We start from the raw sequence: 17825 nt of genomic DNA, 5'->3' as shown, positions 1-17825 counted from the left end.
AAGAAAAGTTGTTTTTAACGCAACTGCTCAGAGGACCAATTTGCCATTCTCAAGCGCGTTAAAAAGGCCGTCCACCGCGTCCGCCAGCTTCACGTCGATCACGTGCAGATATTCCCTCCAGTCGTTGACGTGCTTGAGCTCTTCCTTTCCGTCCGAAATACCACGCAGGCCGATCAGGGGAATTGCGAAAAGCTGGCAGCAGCGCATCACTGCGAAGGTTTCCATATCCACCATGTCGGCTTCAATGAGATCGTATGCGGCGCCGGAGACGACGTTGCCGCCTGTCGAAAGCGAGGCGTCCGGAATGCCGGGGATGCGCAAGAGGAGCGGCATGGTCGCCGGATGTTCGAGGAAAGGCGTCCGGCCTTTCTCGAAACCGAGCGGCGAGGCGTCCATGTCGCGATAGGCGACCGAGGAAACCTGGTAGATTTCGGTTTGCTCGAGACTGCGCGAACCGGCCGAGCCGAGCGAGACGATAAGATCGGGCAGCTTGCCCGATGCCTCCAGCTTCGTCAGCGCATGGCTCAACACAATCGCGGCCTCGACAGGCCCGACACCGGTCATCAGCGGTTTGATGCGGGATCGGAGCGCCGGGCCGTATTCGGCGTCGACCGCCATGACGAAGAGAATGGATTTGCCGCTGGCGACCGCCGGTTCGGCCATGGAAAGTGCGGTGATCATCCGATGATGTCCTCCCGGCCGCGGATCACCATCATGGTGCCCGTCATGGAGGCGATGAGTTTGGCGGGACCGTCTCCGATGGCATAGGCACGGCCATCCGCGACGATGATCGTGGATCCCGGCTTGGTGATCTCGCCGCGGAAGAGAAACCGTTCGCCGCGGCCCGGCGACAACAGGTTCACCTTGAATTCGATCGTCAGGATGGAGGCTTCCGGCTCGATCACCGTATAGGCGGCATAGCTGCAGGCGGAATCAAGCGCGGCAGAGATGACGCCGGCATGCAGAAAGCCATGCTGCTGGGTGAGCTTCGCATCAAACGGCAGCTCGATCTCCACCATGGCCTGTTCGACGCGTGCCAACTCCGCCCCAAGCAGGCCCATGGCGCCCTGGCGTGCGAAGCTTTGCCTGACGCGTTGACGAAAATCGCCCGTATCTCTCCCGTCCATGTTTCATCCCTTTCGCAGCTGCGAAATTGGCATGGGCAAAAGTGTTCCGCAAGCGGGGGCCGTTGACGTCGTTAATTCAGGAGAACGATCGCGAGATTGAGCAACGTCGCGAAGCCGACCCAGAAGGCATAGGGGACAAATAGCCAGGCCGCCCAGCGGTTCGGCCGCCAGCTTGCGGCGATGAACAGCAGGATCGAGATCAGCAGCGGCACGATGATGACGAGACCAAGCCTAGGGCTCTGCAGACCAAAGAAGGCGGGCGACCAGGCGAGGTTCAGGACGGCCTGAACGGCGAAGATCTGCAGACGACGCCTGTTGTCTTCATCATACCAGGTAGCGGCAAGCGCCCCGCCGATCATGCCATAAAGGACGGTCCAGACCGGACCGAAAACCCAGTTCGGGGGATTGAAGAAAGGCTTGTTCAGCGACTGGTACCATTCGCCGGGCTGGTTGCTGAGGCCACTCAGCGCGCCGATCGCCACGCTGGCCAGGATGAAGATGAAAAATATGAGGATCTTGTTCATGAGGCTGCAATTAGGGCGATGCGCCGACGGAAAAAGATCACGCCAATCGAACAATATGCTGATCCCAGGCCACCTTGCTGCGGGTCTCGTTGAACTGGCCGTCATAGGAGGAAACGGCGATGCCGCTTGCTGCGGGGGCAACCCCGGCGGCGTCGCGGACCAGCTCTTCCTTCAGTACGGCCCCGGTCCCTGCGTCGAGAGTGACGGCCGCACCGATGACGGGGGACGTCATGCCGACGATGCCTTCGCGGCGATTGACGGCGATCGCGCCGACATAGTTGCCAAGCCGGATGGTGGTCTCCTCCGGCAGCGAAACGAACGAGAGGTCCTCGCCTTCCGAGAACCAGCCGGCGAGTGGCGGCAGTGCGTTGCGCGGGCCTTCCCACTGGCAGGCGAACCAGATGCGGCCATCCGCGCCGATATCCAGATGCCGGGTCGAAAGCTGGCGGAGCGCGGGGGGCAGGCCGTGCCGCTGGACGAGCGCACCAGTCCCGGCATCGAGCAGGACCAGCGACGGTTCCATATGGTCGAGATTGAGCTTGGTGCGGCCGAAGTCCGGGTGGGTTTCGATGCCGCCATTGGCGATGACCAGGAGCGTGCCATCATCCGAGACGGTCATGTCATGCGTTCCGATACCATGCGCGTCGAATTCGCCGATGCGGCGGAACTTGTCTCGCGCGTCGTAGACACCGATCATGCCGCGATTGCCGTCGAAATCGTTCTCGCTGGCGTAGAGCAGGGCGCCATTGGGCGAAAAGTGCCCGTGGCCGTAGAAATGCCGGCCTTCGGGCGAGGTGATGACGACCGGCTCCGTCTGCCTCGACAGATCGAAGACCATGGCGAATGTACCGGGGCGTCGGGCGAATGCGACGGTACGGCCGGTGGCTGAGCTATGGGCCAAGCCGTGGGCGCGAGCGGGTAGTGACGCTCGATCGATGATTTCGCCGCGCTCGGAAATCGTGGCGATGCCGAAGGAACCGTCAGATTCGCGAAAGCCCGCCGCATAGACTGCATCGGCCCGTTCCAGCGCCATCAGCGAGCGTGGCGAAAGCGAGGCAGTAAAAGATATACCCGCCGCCTTCAGGAAGCCGCGCCGGTCGATCGCCTTGCCGCGCCACATGGCCGTCAGTCTCCATCCGAAAAGGAAAAGCCGGAGCCGAGGCCGATCGCGCCGCCATAACCCTCGCTCAGGCTGATAATCACCTCGCGACCCTGGAAGAGCAGCGTGTCGAGCTTTTCGCGCTCCTTTGGATCCTCCACCGCTCTTTCAAGGTCGGGTGTTACCTGCTCTGAAAGCTCGGCCATGGATTTGAGGAGAGCCTTTGTGGAGGCGAGGATCGGCCGGTCGGATTGCTTCAGGAGGTTCGCCATCCCGGACGCTTCCAGCAATGCCGCCAGACCCTCGATATTGCCTTTGACGGAAGGCCAAGTCGTTTCGGAGCGCCAAAACAGTGCCTGTTTGGGGAATTTCGCCTTTTCCGGTCCCTTGTAGAAGGTCTCGATGCGTTGATCGCGCACGGTTTCGGCGCCGTGCACCAGGATGCCGAGGAGCGCCGTGGCCGCCTCGCCGCCGGTGCGGAAGACGGGATTGGCAGGCCCCGGTTGTTTCCAGGCTTCTTGAATGCCGTTCGGCGCATCCCAGATGCCGGAAATCTCCTCGGAAACATTGGTGATATTGCCAGCGACAGCAGCGGCGTAGCGGCAGCGAAAGCCGTTCTTCTCCCTCGAAAGGGCGTCCGACCCGGTGCCGAAGAGGAGATATTCCAGGGCGCCGAAACCTTGCGTCGCGACGCTCTTCGTCGCAAGCGTGGCGGGATCGGTGGCCGTTTCATCCGATTTCGACAAGATGCCCTGAACCTGCTTGAGGCCGGTGCTCTTGCGATCGGGATAAAACAAGATGCGTTCGAAGCGGTTCTGCTCGATGACAGGCCCGACCCGAATGATCTCTATGTGAGCCCAGCTTACCGCGGTGGCACGGAAGGCGCTCTTGGCAGAGTCGTGATTTGCCGCCGAAGGCGTCCCGCAGAGCGTCTTCACGACGGACGTCATCTTCTCCGCCGATCGATGGAAGGCGCTGTAGCCTGGCCGTATAAAGCCGTCCACGGCCGCCGTCATGACTTTGGAGACCTCCGCTTCCGGTAGATCGATCGAGGATGCGGGTTCGCTCTCCTGTGCCAAAGCCATGGCGGGCAGGAGCGAGATCAGGCCTGCGGCAAGGATCATGCGCATCAGAGCGACTCCAGGAATTTGACCAGCGCGGCGCGGCCGTCTTTGGAAAACGAGGCGAATGCATCCCGGGCATTTTGCGCTTCTCCGCCGTGCCAGAGGATGGCTTCCGTAAGGTTGCGGGCTCGCCCGTCATGTAGGAAGAAGGTGTGTTCGTTGACGGTTTCGGTCAGCCCGATGCCCCAAAGCGGCTGGGTACGCCACTCGCGGCCGTCGGCGACGCCGACCTGCTGCCCGTCGGCCAGACCTTCGCCCATGTCGTGCAGGAGGAAATCCGAATAGGGCCAGATCAGCTGGAAAGCATGCGCCTTGTTGCCTGCATTGCGGCGGGTGACGAATTTCGGCGTATGACAGGCAGTGCAACCGGACTGGTAGAAAAGCTCCTTGCCCCTGAGTACGGTGGGGTCCGCGATATCGCGTCTTGCCGGCACCGCTAGATTCTCGGAATAGAAGGTGACGAGTTCCAGCACGGGATCCGGCGCTTCGACCGGTCCGAGCCTTTCCTGCACGCCGGTCGGCATCGCAAGGCATTCGGCTTCCGCCTTGGTGCAATCTCCATGATCGAAGGGTTTGTCCGGCGTTGAAATGCCAAGGTCGCCAGCAAAGGCTCCGGAACTCTGGTCCCGGACGGAGGCATTCTGGGCCTTGAAGCCGAAGCGGCCGAGTTTCAGGTCGCCCGTCTTGTGGTCGCGTGTCAGCGCGGGCTTGCCCGATATCCCATCGCGGTCCTTGTCGTCGGGATCCGCCTTGGCGAGGATATCCGCCTCATGGATCGCCTGGATGAGGCCCATGCCGATCATCGGAGGCGCCACGCGCGGCGATAACGTCACGTCTCCTTCGAGCGGACCATGGCCGAGATCGACGGCGGAATAGGTGGGTTTGCGCAGTTGCACCACCTCCCCATCACCAAGCGTTATCGGGATCTCCTCGTAGGAAATCTGCATCCGGCCTTCCGATTTCAGGCCCGGCACCGCCAGATCCTGCAACTGCTCACCATAGGTCGCGTCGGGGAAATTGAGCTTTCGGATATCGGCGATCGCCTCGCGCTCGTCGTCCGTGCGGGCGGGGCGGGCAAGCCGGAGGAACATGGAAGTCGAATCCGCAGAACCTTCGGGCGGATGCCCGCGTCCATCCTTCAGATGGCAGCTTTGGCATGCCCGGGCATTGAAGAGCGGCCCCAGGCCGTCGGAAGCCTGGGTCGAGGAGGGCGAGGAAACCCAGAGCTTGCGGAACAACGCGTTGCCGAGCTTGAACTTTTCTTCCTCGTCGAAATCGAGATTGGCGGAAAAATGCGAAAAGGCGTCTCCGTTGACGAGCGCCCTGGTCGTCGCCGCGCCGCCCTGCATCGTCTCGAATTGCTCCGGCTTGGAAAAATCGGTTGCGGGCCGCGTGACGCTTTCCACACGTCGCTGATCCTTCGGATTGATATCCGTGCGTGATGTCGGAAAAAGCGTCTCACCGCCGATGGCCATCAGCGGCGCGAGAAGAAGAGCGCCCGAAACAAGCGGGAGCAGGAACAGCGAGGATATGGGCGCTCTCATCGGTCATCGGGCCGCAAGCTCATCAAGCCGCGACCCGCCTTTATTGGAAATTACTTGAAAACGGCGTCAGGATTATCAAGGCTGTCGGAACCTTCAAGCTCGATCTTGCCGAGATCCAGCGACGCAATGACGCGCTCGATCGTCTTGGTCTGATCGATCAGGCCGTCGATCGCCTTCTGGACCACGGCATTACCCTTGACATTGTTCTCACCGATCATCTGGTCATAGGCCTCGACCTTCTGGCCCCGATCAGCCATGGCGTTCATGGCGGCGAGCGTCGCATCGAGCTTGCTCTTCATCTCGGTGTCGAGCGCCTTGTCCTTGGCGATGACCAATTCCGAAACCGAGGGTCCCTTCAGCTTCGTACCGTCGACCCGGAGATATTCGCCCGTATAGGCCGACTTGATGCCGATCGCGTCGTTGAGATGCGACGCATAGGTATTGTCCGAGAAACAATCGTGTTCTTCTTCCGGATCGTGCAGCAGAAGGCCGAGTTTCATGCGTTCGCCGGCAAGTTCGCCGTAGGATAGCGAACCCATGCCGGTAAGGATCGCCGACAGCCCCGCCTTGGGGTCGCCTGTGACGTTCTTGGTGGCGTCGCCATCGGGGGCCCAGGCTTTCACCATGTCCTCGAGGTCGGTTACAAGCAGGGTCGATGCAGCCTTCAGGTAGGCGGCGCGGCGGTCGCAGTTTCCACCGGTGCAGTTGGCCTTGTCGTAATCGGTAAAGGGGCGCTTGCCGGCTCCCGCGCCTGTGCCGTTCAGATCCTGTCCCCACAGAAGGAATTCGATTGCGTGATAGCCGGTCGCGACATTTGCCTCTATCTCGCCGGCTTCGTGCAGGCTCTGAAGGGTTTCGGGCGTGATGTTGGTAACGTCGATCTCTTCGCCGTTGACCTTGATTTTCGGATTGGCGATGACATTGGCGGTATAGAGTTCGTTCTCGTCGCTTTCCTTGCCGTAGGAGGCGTCGACATAGTCGATGAGGCCTTCATCGAGCGGCCAGGCATTCACTTTGCCTTCCCATTCGTCGACAATGGGGTTGCCGAAGCGATAGACTTCCGTCTGCTGATAAGGAACGCGCGCCGCAATCCAGGCGGCCTTGGCGGCCTTCAGTGTTTCGTCGCTCGGCTTGGCGATCAGCGCATCGATTGCGGCGTCGAGCTTCTTGGCCGTCGTCAGCGAGTCCTCGTATTTGGCATGCGCGAGCTCGGCATAATGCTTGAGGACGGCGGCGGCATCGGCGGCCTTTGCCGGCGTGACGGTATAGGCCGCGGAGGCGGCAAAAAGCGCCAGTGCGGCGCTCAGAACGGTCTTGCGGATCATGGTCCCTCTCCTTCAGCGGCCGAGGTTCCCTGGCCGCTCGATCGAGTTCTTCGCGCAAATGGAAACTGGTGTCAAACGATCTAGTTTAGAACGTTTTGAAAGAAGGAGAGGCCGTTTCGCCTTGCCGGCTCTGTTCAACGCTTTCGCTGCATCCGGCAGAAAAAGAAACCGTCGGTATCGGTGCTTGCGGGGGTGAGCGTGACGGAGAGATGATCCTTCGATCGTGGCAGGGCAGCATCCTTTCCGAACGCCTGCTCCCATTGCGGCTCGGTCGGTACCACCGAAAACTGCGGGTTCTCCGCGCAGAACCGGGCTGTCTGCCGGTCGTTCTCTTCCGGCAGGATCGAGCAGGTGACGTAGAGCAACGCGCCGCCCGGCTTCACGAAGGCTGCCGCTTCCGTCAGCGCCTCCTGCTGTTGTGCGATGCGCTCGTCCAGGTTTTTGGGCGTCAGGCGCCATTTCGTGTCCGGACGCCGACGCCATGTTCCCGTGCCGGTGCAAGGCGCATCGACAAGAACCGCATCGATTTTCCCTCTCAGGGGCTCGAGCTGACGTGCGTCGTCATGGACCTGAACGTTGCGGGTGCCGGCTCGGCGCAGCCGTTCGATGATCGGAGCGAGCCGCTTGCGGTCGGCGTCATAGGCGTGGATCTGCCCCTTGTTGTGCATCGCGGCCGCCATGGCGAGAGTCTTGCCGCCGCCGCCTGCGCAATAGTCGAGAACCTGGTCATGTTCGCCCGGCTGCACGAGCTCGGCGACGATCTGCGATCCTTCGTCCTGAACTTCGAACCACCCTTTTTGGAACGAAAGCTCGGCGGTGACGTTGGGCAGACGGGATGCTCCTTCGCCGGCGGCAATCCGAATGCCGTTGCGGGCGATGCGCGCGGGTTTGGCACCTGAGCGTTCCAGCGCCTTTACGACCTTCTCTCGCGACGCCTTCAGGGTATTGGCGCGGAGATCGAGGGTCGGCCGGCCGTTGAGTGCCTTGGCCTCGACAAGCCAGTCCTCGCCGAAATTGGCTTCGAAGGATGGCTGTATCCAGTCCGGGATGTCGCCCTGAACATGGAGCGGCGCATCCTCGAGATTGCGGGAGGCAAGTGCCGAAAGGTTCGCTTCGGTAAGAGCAGGCGGCGCAAAGCGGTCATCGGCGAACTCGGCATGCAGAGCCTCGGGCGAGAGGCCCCATTGCCGGATGAGGACCGCATAGGCGAGAGCAGTCGGGCTCTCGTCGTCCATGATCCAGGCATGCGAGAGCCGCATCCTCAAGGCGTCATAGACGATGTTTCCGACAGCTGCGCGATCGCCCGAGCCGGCAAAACGGTGTGCGAGGCCCCAATCCTTGAGGGCGTCGGCGACAGGCCGCTTCCGCGTCTCTATATCGGACAGAACCTCTATGGCTCCGGCCACTCGTCCGCCCAGTCGCATGTCGCTCTCCGTGTCGGTTGCACCCGTATGGGAGGGCTCCTAGCCGCGATTGGTCCGAAGAGCAAGAGGCGGGCAGGCCGCCGAGGCTCAGCCGTCGATCTCTTTCAGGCCTTTGCCGGCGATCTTCTGGGTACCGGCGTCGACGATCTGATAACAGACCTGCGCGGTGCCGGAGCTGACCATGCCAATGTCTTTGGCTGCGGCTTTGGAAACGTCGATCACGCGTCCGCGGATGAATGGTCCGCGGTCATTGATCCGTACCACGACGCTCTTGCCGTTGCGCTTGTTCGTCACCTTTACTTTGGTGCCGAAAGGCAGCGAGCGATGAGCGGCGGTGAGTAGCGAAGCGTTCATCCGTTCACCGGATGCCGTCTTGGAAGTCAGAGCGTACCAGGATGCGTGACCGCACCCGGGCGCAGCATTGGCCTGCGCGGAGCCGAGAAGTGCAAAAGAAGCAGTTGCGGCCACGGCGAAAGTCGAGCGTCGAATTGTTGTCAAGTCGGTCGTCCCCGTTCGATTGGTCCCTGCACGTTGCGTGCAAGAATGGCTAAGCGGGGCCAAAAGTGGCGGAAAAGTGGGACTTTTGATCACGGAGTATTACGTAGTGTAACATTTGTGATCGGAATTCTACTGAATCGTTTAAGAAGCCAGCTAACCTTTCTAGGAAGAAAACCTTTAAAAACAGGCAGAAAGAGGAAAGCTATTCCGAGATGATGGTCGCGTCGCGGGCGATCACGAAAATCGCGGAAAAAAATTTGTTGCGATGCAAGATTCTTTGCCTCATTTGGACAAATATTATGGCCAGTTGCCGCAGATCCTAAGAAATAATAACCAGGAGAGTGGCTGAAGATGGAATTTTCACCCGTTTCAAAATGGGAAAATTATCCTCTCCATCGGCCTGTCGACCACATCTCGTCGAGTGACATGCGGTAGTTCGGGAAGCGGAACTGGAACCCCAACGCGCGGATTTTGGCATTGGAAACGCGCTTGTTGGCTCCGTAAAAGGACCGGGCCATGGGAGTCATGTCGGCTGTCTCGAAGTCCTGTTCCGGAGGGGGCTCGACACCCATCAGCCGGGCGGCTTCGATGATGACGTCCTGCGGCGGACCGGGCTCGTCATCCGTGACGTTATAGATGCCTTCCATCTCGCGCTTTGCGAGGAACAAGGCGGCGCCGCCGATGTCTTCGACACGGATCCGGTTGAAGACCTGGTCTTTCTTTATGATGCGCCGCGCCGTGCCGCGCGCAAGATTGACGAAGGCGTTGCGGCCCGGTCCGTAAATTCCTGCAAGCCGCAGGATTGCCACCGGTATGCCGCCGCCTTTGCCCTCGGAGATCCAGGCTTCCTCGGTATCGACCCGCTCGATCGAGCGGCCGAGGATCGGGCTGCCGGGCGTCTCCTCGGTCACCCAGCCTCCTCCGTGGTCGCCGTAGACGCCGACGGTGGAGAGGTAGCCGATCCATTGAAGCTTCGGGCAAAGTTCGCGGAGCTGTCTCGCGAGGAGTTTCAACAATGGGTCGCCTTCCTTGCCAGGCGGAATGGACTGAACGAGATGCGTAACCTCCCTCAGTTCGATCAGGAGTTCGTTGCTGAAGGCACTGCCGTCGAAGACGAATGCATGAATGTCTTTGGTTGCGAGATCCTGCGCCTTGTCGGTGCTCCTCGCGGTGCCGGAAACCCGCGCGCCTTCCGCTTCAAAGGCCTCGGCAATTGCCTGGCCGGAATAACCGCATCCGAAAATCATTACGCGCATCAGGCCACTCCCGCCAGTTTCCACTCATCCACCACCTCGGGCTCGTCCTCAAGAAGGCGTTTCTGCGCAAATCGCAGGAATTCGTCGGCAGGCATCAGGCGTTTCAGAGCCCATATGACCATCCCGCGCACCGCCGGCGAAGGGTCGTCCGCAAGCTCGCGGCAACGCTCAACCAGCGAGGCATCGCCGGAATTGCCGGCGGCGATCAGCACATTGCGAATGAAGCGGTCCCGGCCGATGCGTTTGACGGGAGAGCCGCTGAAGAAGGTGCGGAACGTCGGATCGTCCAATGTCAGCAGGAAGGCGATCTCCGGTTCCTTCAGGTCTTCCCGCGCCTTGAGCTTCATTTCCGAAGCGCTTGCCGCGAACTTGTTCCAGGGACACGCGGCCAGGCAATCATCGCAACCATAGATGCGGTTGCCGATCAGCGGGCGGAATTCCGCGTCGATCGGCCCTTTGTGCTCGATGGTCAGATAGGAAATGCAGCGGTTCGCATCGAGCCGGTAAGGTGCCGGAAAGGCGGCGGTCGGACAGGCGTCGAGGCAGGCGCGGCAGGAGCCGCAATGATCGTCCTCTGGCTTGTCCAGAAGAAGGTCAGCTGTTGTGAACAGGCTGCCGAGGAAGAGCCAGGAGCCGTGGGTGCGGCTGACGAGATTGGTATGCTTGCCCTGCCATCCAATTCCGGCCGCTTCAGCCAGCGGCTTTTCCATGACAGGAGCCGTATCGACGAAGACTTTGACGTCCTCGCCGGCGCGGGCGGCGAAGCGCGTGGCGATTTCCTTCAGCCGGCCCTTGATGATGTCGTGATAGTCGCGGTTGCGGGCATAGACGGAGATCGCCGCTTTATCGGGCTTCTCGAGAATGCCGCGTGGATCTTCCTCCGGCCCGTAGTTGAGGCCGAACATGACGATCGACCGCACCTCCGACCAGAGTACTTTCGGGTCGGCGCGCCGTTCGCGGGTCTCAGCCATCCATTCCATCGTGGCATGGTGACCATCAGCCAGAAAGGCGCCGAGCCGTTCGGGAGCTCTGGGAATGCTGTCGGAGCCGGTGATGCGGCAGAGGTCGAAGCCCTGCGCGGCCGCCTCCTCGCGGACGAAGGCGGTCAGCTTCTCCCGCCGCCTCCGTGCCTTGTCCTCCTCTCGCGCCGTGGCTTCAGAAATCAAGGTCCGCATAGTGAGATACCGGAGTGATGCCGCGGATGCGTTCGGCAAGCAGCGGCCGGAAGGAGGGGCGGGACTTCAGACGCTGATACCAATCCTTGGCCACCGGCGTTTCGGCCCATTCGATTTCGCCGAGGTAGTCGAGCACCGAGATGGAGGCCGCGGCGGCAAGGTCTGCGTAACTCAATCGATCCCCTGCGAGCCAGGGCCGCGAGCCCGCGAGCCACGAGAGATATTTCATGTGCTGCCTGATATTGGCGCGCGAGGTGCGCAGCACTTTGGAATCCGGTGCACCGCCGCCCTGGGCGGCCGTCATCTGCAGCTTGTAGATTCGCTCGCGGGTCAGAGGACGCGTCACGTCCTGTTCCATCTTCTGGAGGAACCATTCCGTCAACCGGCGGATCTCGGCGCGCTGCCATGGGTCTTCGGCGAGCAGCCGGCGGTCGCGCTTCAAGACGCCATGCGTCTCATCCAGAAATTCCAAGAGCACGGAAGGGCCACAAAGTACTCTCATGCTGTCGTCCACATAGACGGGAAGGGTGCCCGCCGGATTGAGCGTCAGGAATTCGCGACGCTTTTCCCAAGGCTGCTCTTCGACCAGATCCGCCTGAAACCCGTATTCGGCCAGAATCAGCCGGACGAAGCGGGAGGCCGAAGACATGGAGTGATGGTAGAGAGTGGGCATGGATATTTGAACTTCACGAACATTGTCTAGGAAGGGTAAGGCTGCTTTACGCGCCCGCCTGACATATGACAGCTATATGGATTTGGTAGGGCCAAGACAAGCAATGGCTCATAGAGTGCTTAAAACTGCCCTTATCTACTCAATAAAGGATTAAGAATGGCGGATCAGTCCATTATCAGCGCCCTCGTTCTTGGCTTGATCGAGGGGCTAACGGAGTTTCTTCCCGTATCGTCCACCGCCCACGTTCTGCTAGCCGGCCATTTTCTCGGTTTTCAATCTCCAGGCAACACATTCGCCGTATTGATTCAGCTGGGTGCGATCCTGGCTATCCTGCTCGTTTATTTCCGCAAGCTTCTGCAGATCGCCACCGACCTGCCCAGCAGCGCAAAGGCCCGAGGTTTTGTCGCAACCGTCCTCATCGCCTTCCTGCCTGCGGCCGTCATCGGCGCTCTGGCGCATGATTTCATCAAGACGGTTCTCTTCGAAACACCGATGCTGATCTGCGTGGTGCTGATTCTCGGGGGGCTTGTGCTGCTGGCGGTCGACAAGATCAAGTTCCGGCCGGTCTATCACGACGTGATGGACTATCCGCCGTCGCTCGCGTTCAAGATCGGGCTTTTCCAATGCCTTGCGATGGTTCCAGGCACGTCCCGTTCAGGCGCGACCATCGTAGGCGCGCTGCTTCTCGGCGCCGACAAGCGTTCGGCAGCGGAGTTTTCCTTCTTCCTCGCCATGCCGACCATGCTCGGCGCGTTCACGTTGGATCTCTATAAGAACCGCGCAGCGTTGAGCTTCGATGACGGCGCGGTAATTGCCGTGGGGTTTATCGCCGCTTTCGCCACCGCCCTCATCGTCGTGCGCTCCCTCTTGGATTTTGTATCGAGCCGAGGTTATGCGCCCTTCGCCTGGTGGCGGATCATCGTCGGCGTCGCAGGCCTGATCGCGCTTCTCCTGGGAGCATGAACGAAAAAAGGCGGCCGAGAGGCCGCCTTGTAGCCGGATCAGGTTACCTTAGTGCTGGATGGACGCCGTGCTGCACGGGTCGACGCCATAGGCCGGCGCGCATCCGCTCTTGGTGGCTGCGTCTGTCTTCGGGGCCATGAAGGAGCCCGCCAGGATGATCAGTGCAGCGCATGCAAAAAAGAGCGCGATGGGCTTGCCCATGAAGGAATGCCTTTCCAAGGATGGTTTGATCGTCACGATTGAATGTCTTGTTGGGAGGCGAGCTTTATTGCTCGCATTCAAGGAATTCAATAAAGGATTTTGCTGAATCCGGCGTTAACGCCACTGCATTGGTCTGTGCGGCCTTTGTGCCACATCTCATGCTCGAAAGATAAGCCAAAACAAAAGACTGCTCGCTTTTTAGGCGAGCAGTCGGTCTTTCCGCAAGGGTAAGTAAAGTCTCGGCAAGGCAAAGAAAAATCAGGCGGCCCGGCCGGACCCGGTATATTGGCCCTGCGGGCGATATTGCACGAGGTAGGATGGCAGGATGGATGTGGCGAGCGTCGGACGGATGCCCATCCCCTGAAGCGTACGGCCTTCCTTGGCGGCGGCCTCGGAGACGACGTTATCGACCTTGAGCAGCTTCACCTGATCGCTGGTAATCGGCGGCTTCACGAAGGGAATGAGCGACGCGATGCTGCCGATCAGCGACGCAATGCCGAAAGGCAGCGAGACCAAGGCATTGGAGCGGTTGGTAATACGCAGCATCGTCTCGAGACATTCGCGGAAGGTCATGACCTCAGGGCCGCCCAGCTCATAGATCTTGCCGGGGGCTATCGTGCCGTCCACCGAACGGGCAACGGCCTCGGCGACATCTTCGACATAGACCGGCTGGAATTTTGTCCTGCCGCTGCCCACGAGCGGAAGCGCCGGGAAGACCTTCGCCATCGCGGCGAACTTGTTGAAGAAGCTGTCTTCATGGCCGAACATGATCGACGGGCGCAGGATGACGGCATCCGGAAGGAGCGACAGGATGGTCGCCTCAGCGCGTGCCTTCGTGCGGGCGTAGGAGGAAGGGGAGTTCGAATCGGCGCCGATCGCGGAGATATGCGTGAGCTTGGCGCCGGCCGCCTGGGCGGCTTCCGCGATCGAGCGGGCTCCGAAATCCTGGACAGCATCGAACGTGTTGCGGCCTGACTCGAACATGATGCCGACGCAGTTCACCACATGAGAAGCGCCTTCTACAGCCCGGAAGATCGACTGACGGTAACGCAGGTTCGCCTGTACGAGCGCGATCTGGCCGACATAACCGGCCGGCAGAAGGAAACCTGCAAGATCGGGACGGCGCACTGCGACCCGCACTCGATAGCCCCGCCTGACGAGCGTTCTGACCACGTGCCGCCCGACGAACCCGGATCCTCCGAAGACGGTGACGAGGGGCGGAAGGTTACTGACGGTCATGACATGCTCCGGGAGCCGATTGGAAGGGTTGAATGGTCTTTAGCCGAATCGTGGCAGAGGTGGAAGTACCCACACTGCCGCATCGCTTTTGGTTTCGAGGCTTCAGATGCCTTCGACCACAACCAGTTCCCCATCCGCCGCTTCCTGGCGGATTTTCGCGGCGATCTGGTATTCCGGCGAGTTATAGCAGTCTATCGCGGCCTGTGCCGAGGGGAATTCGAGCACCACATTGCGCGCCCGCGCCTTGCCTTCCAGTTCGGTGAACGGACCGCCGCGGGCAAGCGGCTTCGCGCCGTACTTCGCGAAGGGGGCCTTCGTCGCGGCAACGTAATCCTTATAACGTTCCGGATCGCGGATATCGATGCGGGCGATCCAGTATCCCTTGGCCATGAGAATTCCTCCAATACGGCGTGTGAGCGGGCTTCGATGAAATTGTGCGCGGGTCGAGATGATCAAGGCCGACAATCGCCATCATGCCGGATTGCTGTGGCGGGAAGGCCCTGGAGGAGCCTAGAGGACGGTTTGCATCTCGGCCAGGATGGCCTCCGCCGCCGCCTGCGGGTCTAAGGCCTTGACGATCGGGCGACCGACGACGAGATGGCTCGATCCGGCCTGCAGCGCGTCCGCGGGCGTCATCACCCGCTTCTGATCCCCGGCGTCCGAGCCGGCCGGCCGGATGCCCGGTGTGACGACCGCCATATCCGGGCCGACGATCTTGCGAACCGCAGCCGACTCCTCCGCCGAGCAGACGATGCCGCCCATGCCTGCTGAAAGCGCCTGTTCGGCGCGGCGCAGCACCAAGGTATGCGGGTCGTATTCGTAACCGGCGTCAATGAGATCGGTTTCGTCCATCGACGTCAGGACGGTCACTGCAAGCAGGCACAGGCCGGAGCCCTCTGCTGCCTCGACCGCGGCACGCATCGCCTTCGGATAGGCATGCAGGGTCAGCATGGTCATGCCCATCTTGGCGATATTCTCGACGCCCTTCGCCACCGTATTGTCGATATCGAGCAGCTTCATGTCGAGAAAGACGTTCTTGCCGTCTCTGGCAAGGTCGCGGGCAAATTCGAGCCCGCCGGCAAAAGCGAGCTGGTAGCCGATCTTGTAGAAGGAAATCCTGTCGCCGAGCGTCGCGACCATCTTTTCCGCTTCGCCGACGGTCGGGATGTCGAGGCCTACGATCAGACGGTTACGTGCGTTCATCGGCTTGAACTCCCTGCCATGTCTCGATTGCCGTCCAGTCGCATGAGACGGTTCGATCCGCAAGGGTGAAGTGGAAGAGATTTCCGCCGCCGCCCGGCTGATCCCGGTCCCGCGAAATCGGCAGGCCGAGAAGGTGGCATTTCAGAAGGGTGCCGACACCGCCATGGCCCACGAAGGCGATCGGCACGTCGGGATCATGACTGTCGAGGATCCGAACAACGGAGGAGACGATCCGGGCTTGCGCGTCGACAGCCCGCTCCCAGCCCTTGAAGCTCTCCTGCGGATGGGCAAAGAACCAGTCCGCCGCTTTTTCGAATTCGGGTGGCAGCAGGAAGCCGGTGGCGGACCGGTCGTTCTCGTGCATGCGAGGGAAGATCTCGACCTCGATGCCGGCCGCCGAGGCGAGTATTCTTGCCGTCTCGGTTGCCTTCACCTCATCGCTGGAAACGATCCGGCCGAGCTTTTTCGCCCAGCCCGAACGGCTCGCCTGTTCGGCGCGCCCCCGTCCTATATCCGAAAGTCCCCACTTCGGCACCGGTACGCCGGGGTCGATCCGAACCTGAGGATGCGTGATGTAGAGGCCGAACATCAGGGGCGCGTATAGGTCCACAGCTGCGCCGGCGGAATATTGCGCATGACGAAATCGTAGTGCTTGATCTTGTAGCGGTCCGGATTGGCGATGATCGGCGAAATGGGGCCATAGGTGATCTGCATCATCGGCCGGCCCGCCGGCATGCGGTCGAGCAGATCTTCCAGCAGGGCGATGCGACGCTCCATCGGGAAGCTCAGCAGCGGAATGGCGGAGATCACGCTGTCGAAGGTCGTGTCTTTCAAATTGCCCAAGGTGCGGTCGAGGTCGAAGGCGTCGCCGTTGATGAAATTCACGCCGGGGAAGGCCTTCAGGAGATGCTGATAGAAGTCCGTCGAATATTCGACGGAGACGAGTTCCTCAGGCCGAACGCCGTGCTTCAGGATAGCCTTGGTGATGATGCCCGTGCCGGGGCCCAGTTCCAGCACAGGCAGACCGGACCCGGTATTGATGACGCTTGCCATCCGTTTCGCGGTGACGGAGGAAGTCGGAAGAATGGCGCCAACCTGTTTCGGTCCGTCGATCCAGCCTTTGAAGAACCGGATTTCCTCATCGAACTTGCGGCCCAGCCGCTCTTTCAGACGCAATTCCATCGTCTGTCCTCCCTCTTGAATGCCTTATGCCGATGTTCATGCCGCAAAGGCAAGAGCAAATGTCGCATCTGGCGTAGGTCATGAAAAAAGCGGCTGGTTGCCAGCCGCTTCGATGATTAGACGCGCATAGGCATCAAGACGTAGAGTGCATCGTCGCCGGCCGTGTCCCGTACCAGCGTCGGAGAGCCGGCATCCGCCAGCATGAAGATCGCATCATCACCGGACAACTGCGCCGTGATGTCGAGCAGGTATTTGGCGTTGAAGCCGATTTCCATCGGATCGTTGTCGTAGCCGACTGCCACTTCTTCCGTAGCGCTGCCGGAATCGGGGTTGTTGACCGTCAGCATGAGCTGACCGTCCGTAAGCGACAGCTTGACGGCGCGGCCACGCTCCGAGGAAATGGTGGAGACGCGATCGACCGCCTTGGTGAAGCTTTCGCAATCGACCCGCATTTCCTTATCGTTGCCGGTCGGAATAACCCGCTGGTAGTCGGGGAAGGTGCCGTCGATCAGCTTTGAAGTCATCACCACCGTGCCGATCGTCAGGCGGATCTTCGCGTCGGAAACTTCGACGGTGACGATTGCCTCGGCGTCGTCCATGAGCTTCTGCAATTCGCCGACCGTCTTGCGGGGAATAATGATCCCCGGCATGCCTTCCGAACCGGCCGGCGCCTGGACATCGGCGCGGGCCAGGCGGTGTCCGTCGGTCGCGACGGCGCGAAGCTTCAGGTCGCCGCCGGCCTCGATCGTGTGGAAGAAGATGCCGTTCAGGTAATAGCGAGTCTCCTCGGTGGAGATCGCGAACTGCGTGCGGTCGATCAGCATCTTCAGATCGGTCGCCTTCAGCTTGAAGGTATGTGTGAAGCTGCCGGCGGTGAGATCGGGGAAATCCGATTCCGGCAGGCACTGCAGCGAGAACTTCGAGCGGCCGGACTGTACGGTCATGGAGCCGCCGTCCGGATTGGTCGCGAGCAGCACTTCCGAACCGTCGGGCAGCTTGCGGACGATTTCATAAAGCAGATGCGCCGGAACCGTCGTCGCTCCCGCATTCTCCACCATGGCCGGGAGGGACTCGGTGATCTCGAGGTCGAGGTCGGTCGCTTTCAGGTCGAGGCTGTTGCCCGAGGCGCGCATCAGCACGTTGGAAAGGATCGGGATCGTGTTCCGCCGCTCGACCACGCGATGTACGTGGTTCAGCGATTTCAGAAGGTTGGACCGCTCAAGAGTAATACGCATGGACGCTATCGCTTTCGACCGTGACGGATCCGG

20 protein-coding genes are annotated in these 17825 nt (G+C 60.9%); 1 reads left to right on the top strand and 19 read right to left on the bottom strand.

The features are described 5' to 3' along the window. Nucleotides 1-27: 27 nt before the first annotated feature. The 12 genes from EDE05_RS02580 to EDE05_RS02525 form a co-directional block, all read right to left on the bottom strand. Entirely contained in the window at nt 28-681 is a 654-nt protein-coding gene (locus tag EDE05_RS02580; RefSeq protein ID WP_134099806.1) for a 5'-methylthioadenosine/S-adenosylhomocysteine nucleosidase, read from the bottom strand. Further along, nucleotides 678-1127, bottom strand: a complete 450-nt coding sequence (locus tag EDE05_RS02575; RefSeq protein ID WP_105370394.1) for a PaaI family thioesterase — start codon at nt 1125-1127, stop codon at nt 678-680. Before EDE05_RS02575 ends, EDE05_RS02580 begins: the two co-directional genes overlap by 4 nt. A gap of 71 nt (nt 1128-1198) precedes the next feature. Then, nucleotides 1199-1651, bottom strand: coding sequence for a TspO/MBR family protein (locus EDE05_RS02570; protein WP_134099804.1), 453 nt, complete (start codon nt 1649-1651; stop codon nt 1199-1201). A 37-nt stretch (nt 1652-1688) separates the two neighbouring features. Then, nucleotides 1689-2771 (bottom strand): DUF1513 domain-containing protein, encoded by a 1083-nt coding sequence (locus tag EDE05_RS02565; RefSeq protein WP_134099801.1) that lies wholly within the window; start codon nt 2769-2771, stop codon nt 1689-1691. 5 nt (nt 2772-2776) lie between these two features. Beyond that, nucleotides 2777-3880, bottom strand: a complete 1104-nt coding sequence (locus EDE05_RS02560) for an imelysin family protein (RefSeq protein WP_134099798.1) — start codon at nt 3878-3880, stop codon at nt 2777-2779. Beyond that, on the bottom strand, nt 3880-5349 hold the full coding sequence (locus EDE05_RS02555) for a di-heme oxidoredictase family protein (RefSeq protein WP_245519856.1): 1470 nt from the start codon (nt 5347-5349) through the stop codon (nt 3880-3882). Before EDE05_RS02555 ends, EDE05_RS02560 begins: the two co-directional genes overlap by 1 nt. A 119-nt stretch (nt 5350-5468) precedes the next feature. Further along, a complete protein-coding gene (locus tag EDE05_RS02550) occupies nt 5469-6743 on the bottom strand; it encodes an imelysin family protein (protein WP_134099792.1) in 1275 nt (424 codons plus the stop codon). 134 nt (nt 6744-6877) lie between these two features. Then, nucleotides 6878-8167, bottom strand: coding sequence for an RsmB/NOP family class I SAM-dependent RNA methyltransferase (locus EDE05_RS02545; RefSeq protein ID WP_134099789.1), 1290 nt, complete (start codon nt 8165-8167; stop codon nt 6878-6880). 87 nt (nt 8168-8254) lie between these two features. Continuing rightward, entirely contained in the window at nt 8255-8635 is a 381-nt protein-coding gene (locus tag EDE05_RS02540; protein WP_245519855.1) for a septal ring lytic transglycosylase RlpA family protein, read from the bottom strand. Between the two features lie 413 nt (nt 8636-9048). Continuing rightward, on the bottom strand, nt 9049-9921 hold the full coding sequence (locus tag EDE05_RS02535) for an SDR family oxidoreductase (protein ID WP_134099783.1): 873 nt from the start codon (nt 9919-9921) through the stop codon (nt 9049-9051). Continuing rightward, on the bottom strand, nt 9921-11096 hold the full coding sequence (gene queG / locus EDE05_RS02530) for a tRNA epoxyqueuosine(34) reductase QueG (RefSeq protein ID WP_134099780.1): 1176 nt from the start codon (nt 11094-11096) through the stop codon (nt 9921-9923). Before queG ends, EDE05_RS02535 begins: the two co-directional genes overlap by 1 nt. Further along, nucleotides 11077-11769, bottom strand: a complete 693-nt coding sequence (locus EDE05_RS02525) for a glutathione S-transferase family protein (RefSeq protein ID WP_105370404.1) — start codon at nt 11767-11769, stop codon at nt 11077-11079. The genes queG and EDE05_RS02525 overlap by 20 nt, the downstream gene beginning before the upstream one ends. Nucleotides 11770-11925: 156 nt before the next feature. Here EDE05_RS02525 and EDE05_RS02520 point away from each other — a divergent pair, with 156 nt between their 5' ends. Next, a complete protein-coding gene (locus EDE05_RS02520) occupies nt 11926-12732 on the top strand; it encodes an undecaprenyl-diphosphate phosphatase (RefSeq protein WP_112802419.1) in 807 nt (268 codons plus the stop codon). Nucleotides 12733-12780: 48 nt separating this feature from the next. Here EDE05_RS02520 and EDE05_RS26685 read toward each other — a convergent pair whose 3' ends face one another. The 7 genes from EDE05_RS26685 to dnaN all read right to left on the bottom strand — a co-directional run bounded on the left by EDE05_RS26685 (nt 12781) and on the right by dnaN (nt 17792). After that, nucleotides 12781-12933 carry a hypothetical protein gene (locus EDE05_RS26685; protein WP_165924080.1) on the bottom strand — a complete coding sequence of 51 codons (153 nt, stop codon included), beginning with the start codon at nt 12931-12933 and terminating at the stop codon, nt 12781-12783. 258 nt (nt 12934-13191) lie between these two features. Further along, nucleotides 13192-14172: a complex I NDUFA9 subunit family protein gene (locus EDE05_RS02515; RefSeq protein ID WP_134099778.1), complete on the bottom strand. Its 981-nt coding sequence runs from the start codon at nt 14170-14172 to the stop codon at nt 13192-13194. A gap of 102 nt (nt 14173-14274) precedes the next feature. Continuing rightward, on the bottom strand, nt 14275-14562 hold the full coding sequence (locus EDE05_RS02510; protein ID WP_132408279.1) for a DUF1330 domain-containing protein: 288 nt from the start codon (nt 14560-14562) through the stop codon (nt 14275-14277). Between the two features lie 120 nt (nt 14563-14682). After that, on the bottom strand, nt 14683-15375 hold the full coding sequence (pyrF, locus tag EDE05_RS02505; RefSeq protein ID WP_132408281.1) for an orotidine-5'-phosphate decarboxylase: 693 nt from the start codon (nt 15373-15375) through the stop codon (nt 14683-14685). Next, nucleotides 15362-15964, bottom strand: coding sequence for a histidine phosphatase family protein (locus EDE05_RS02500; RefSeq protein ID WP_132408283.1), 603 nt, complete (start codon nt 15962-15964; stop codon nt 15362-15364). Before EDE05_RS02500 ends, pyrF begins: the two co-directional genes overlap by 14 nt. Further along, nucleotides 15964-16557, bottom strand: a complete 594-nt coding sequence (pmtA, locus tag EDE05_RS02495) for a phospholipid N-methyltransferase PmtA (RefSeq protein WP_134099775.1) — start codon at nt 16555-16557, stop codon at nt 15964-15966. The genes EDE05_RS02500 and pmtA overlap by 1 nt, the downstream gene beginning before the upstream one ends. A gap of 116 nt (nt 16558-16673) precedes the next feature. Further along, nucleotides 16674-17792 carry a DNA polymerase III subunit beta gene (gene dnaN / locus EDE05_RS02490; RefSeq protein ID WP_105370702.1) on the bottom strand — a complete coding sequence of 373 codons (1119 nt, stop codon included), beginning with the start codon at nt 17790-17792 and terminating at the stop codon, nt 16674-16676. Nucleotides 17793-17825: the final 33 nt, after the last annotated feature.

The organism is Neorhizobium sp. R1-B (assembly GCF_004368875.1).
GTDB lineage: Bacteria > Pseudomonadota > Alphaproteobacteria > Rhizobiales > Rhizobiaceae > Neorhizobium > Neorhizobium huautlense.
Note: the sequence above shows the minus strand (reverse complement) of the source record. Positions and strands in the feature narration are given on the sequence as shown.

Excerpts from the sequence above, each read along its gene's own strand:
- EDE05_RS02580 (WP_134099806.1), bottom strand. The coding sequence starts at position 681 with ATGATCACCGCACTTTCCATGGCCGAACCGGCGGTCGCCAGCGGCAAA.
- EDE05_RS02575 (WP_105370394.1), bottom strand. The coding sequence starts at position 1,127 with ATGGACGGGAGAGATACGGGCGATTTTCGTCAACGCGTCAGGCAAAGC.
- EDE05_RS02570 (WP_134099804.1), bottom strand. The coding sequence starts at position 1,651 with ATGAACAAGATCCTCATATTTTTCATCTTCATCCTGGCCAGCGTGGCG.
- EDE05_RS02565 (WP_134099801.1), bottom strand. The coding sequence starts at position 2,771 with ATGTGGCGCGGCAAGGCGATCGACCGGCGCGGCTTCCTGAAGGCGGCG.
- EDE05_RS02560 (WP_134099798.1), bottom strand. The coding sequence starts at position 3,880 with ATGCGCATGATCCTTGCCGCAGGCCTGATCTCGCTCCTGCCCGCCATG.
- EDE05_RS02555 (WP_245519856.1), bottom strand. The coding sequence starts at position 5,349 with ATGGCCATCGGCGGTGAGACGCTTTTTCCGACATCACGCACGGATATC.
- EDE05_RS02550 (WP_134099792.1), bottom strand. The coding sequence starts at position 6,743 with ATGATCCGCAAGACCGTTCTGAGCGCCGCACTGGCGCTTTTTGCCGCC.
- EDE05_RS02545 (WP_134099789.1), bottom strand. The coding sequence starts at position 8,167 with ATGCGACTGGGCGGACGAGTGGCCGGAGCCATAGAGGTTCTGTCCGAT.
- EDE05_RS02535 (WP_134099783.1), bottom strand. The coding sequence starts at position 9,921 with ATGCGCGTAATGATTTTCGGATGCGGTTATTCCGGCCAGGCAATTGCC.
- queG (WP_134099780.1), bottom strand. The coding sequence starts at position 11,096 with ATGCGGACCTTGATTTCTGAAGCCACGGCGCGAGAGGAGGACAAGGCA.
- EDE05_RS02525 (WP_105370404.1), bottom strand. The coding sequence starts at position 11,769 with ATGCCCACTCTCTACCATCACTCCATGTCTTCGGCCTCCCGCTTCGTC.
- EDE05_RS02520 (WP_112802419.1), top strand. The coding sequence starts at position 11,926 with ATGGCGGATCAGTCCATTATCAGCGCCCTCGTTCTTGGCTTGATCGAG.
- EDE05_RS26685 (WP_165924080.1), bottom strand. The coding sequence starts at position 12,933 with ATGGGCAAGCCCATCGCGCTCTTTTTTGCATGCGCTGCACTGATCATC.
- EDE05_RS02515 (WP_134099778.1), bottom strand. The coding sequence starts at position 14,172 with ATGACCGTCAGTAACCTTCCGCCCCTCGTCACCGTCTTCGGAGGATCC.
- EDE05_RS02510 (WP_132408279.1), bottom strand. The coding sequence starts at position 14,562 with ATGGCCAAGGGATACTGGATCGCCCGCATCGATATCCGCGATCCGGAA.
- pyrF (WP_132408281.1), bottom strand. The coding sequence starts at position 15,375 with ATGAACGCACGTAACCGTCTGATCGTAGGCCTCGACATCCCGACCGTC.
- EDE05_RS02500 (WP_132408283.1), bottom strand. The coding sequence starts at position 15,964 with ATGTTCGGCCTCTACATCACGCATCCTCAGGTTCGGATCGACCCCGGC.
- pmtA (WP_134099775.1), bottom strand. The coding sequence starts at position 16,557 with ATGGAATTGCGTCTGAAAGAGCGGCTGGGCCGCAAGTTCGATGAGGAA.
- dnaN (WP_105370702.1), bottom strand. The coding sequence starts at position 17,792 with ATGCGTATTACTCTTGAGCGGTCCAACCTTCTGAAATCGCTGAACCAC.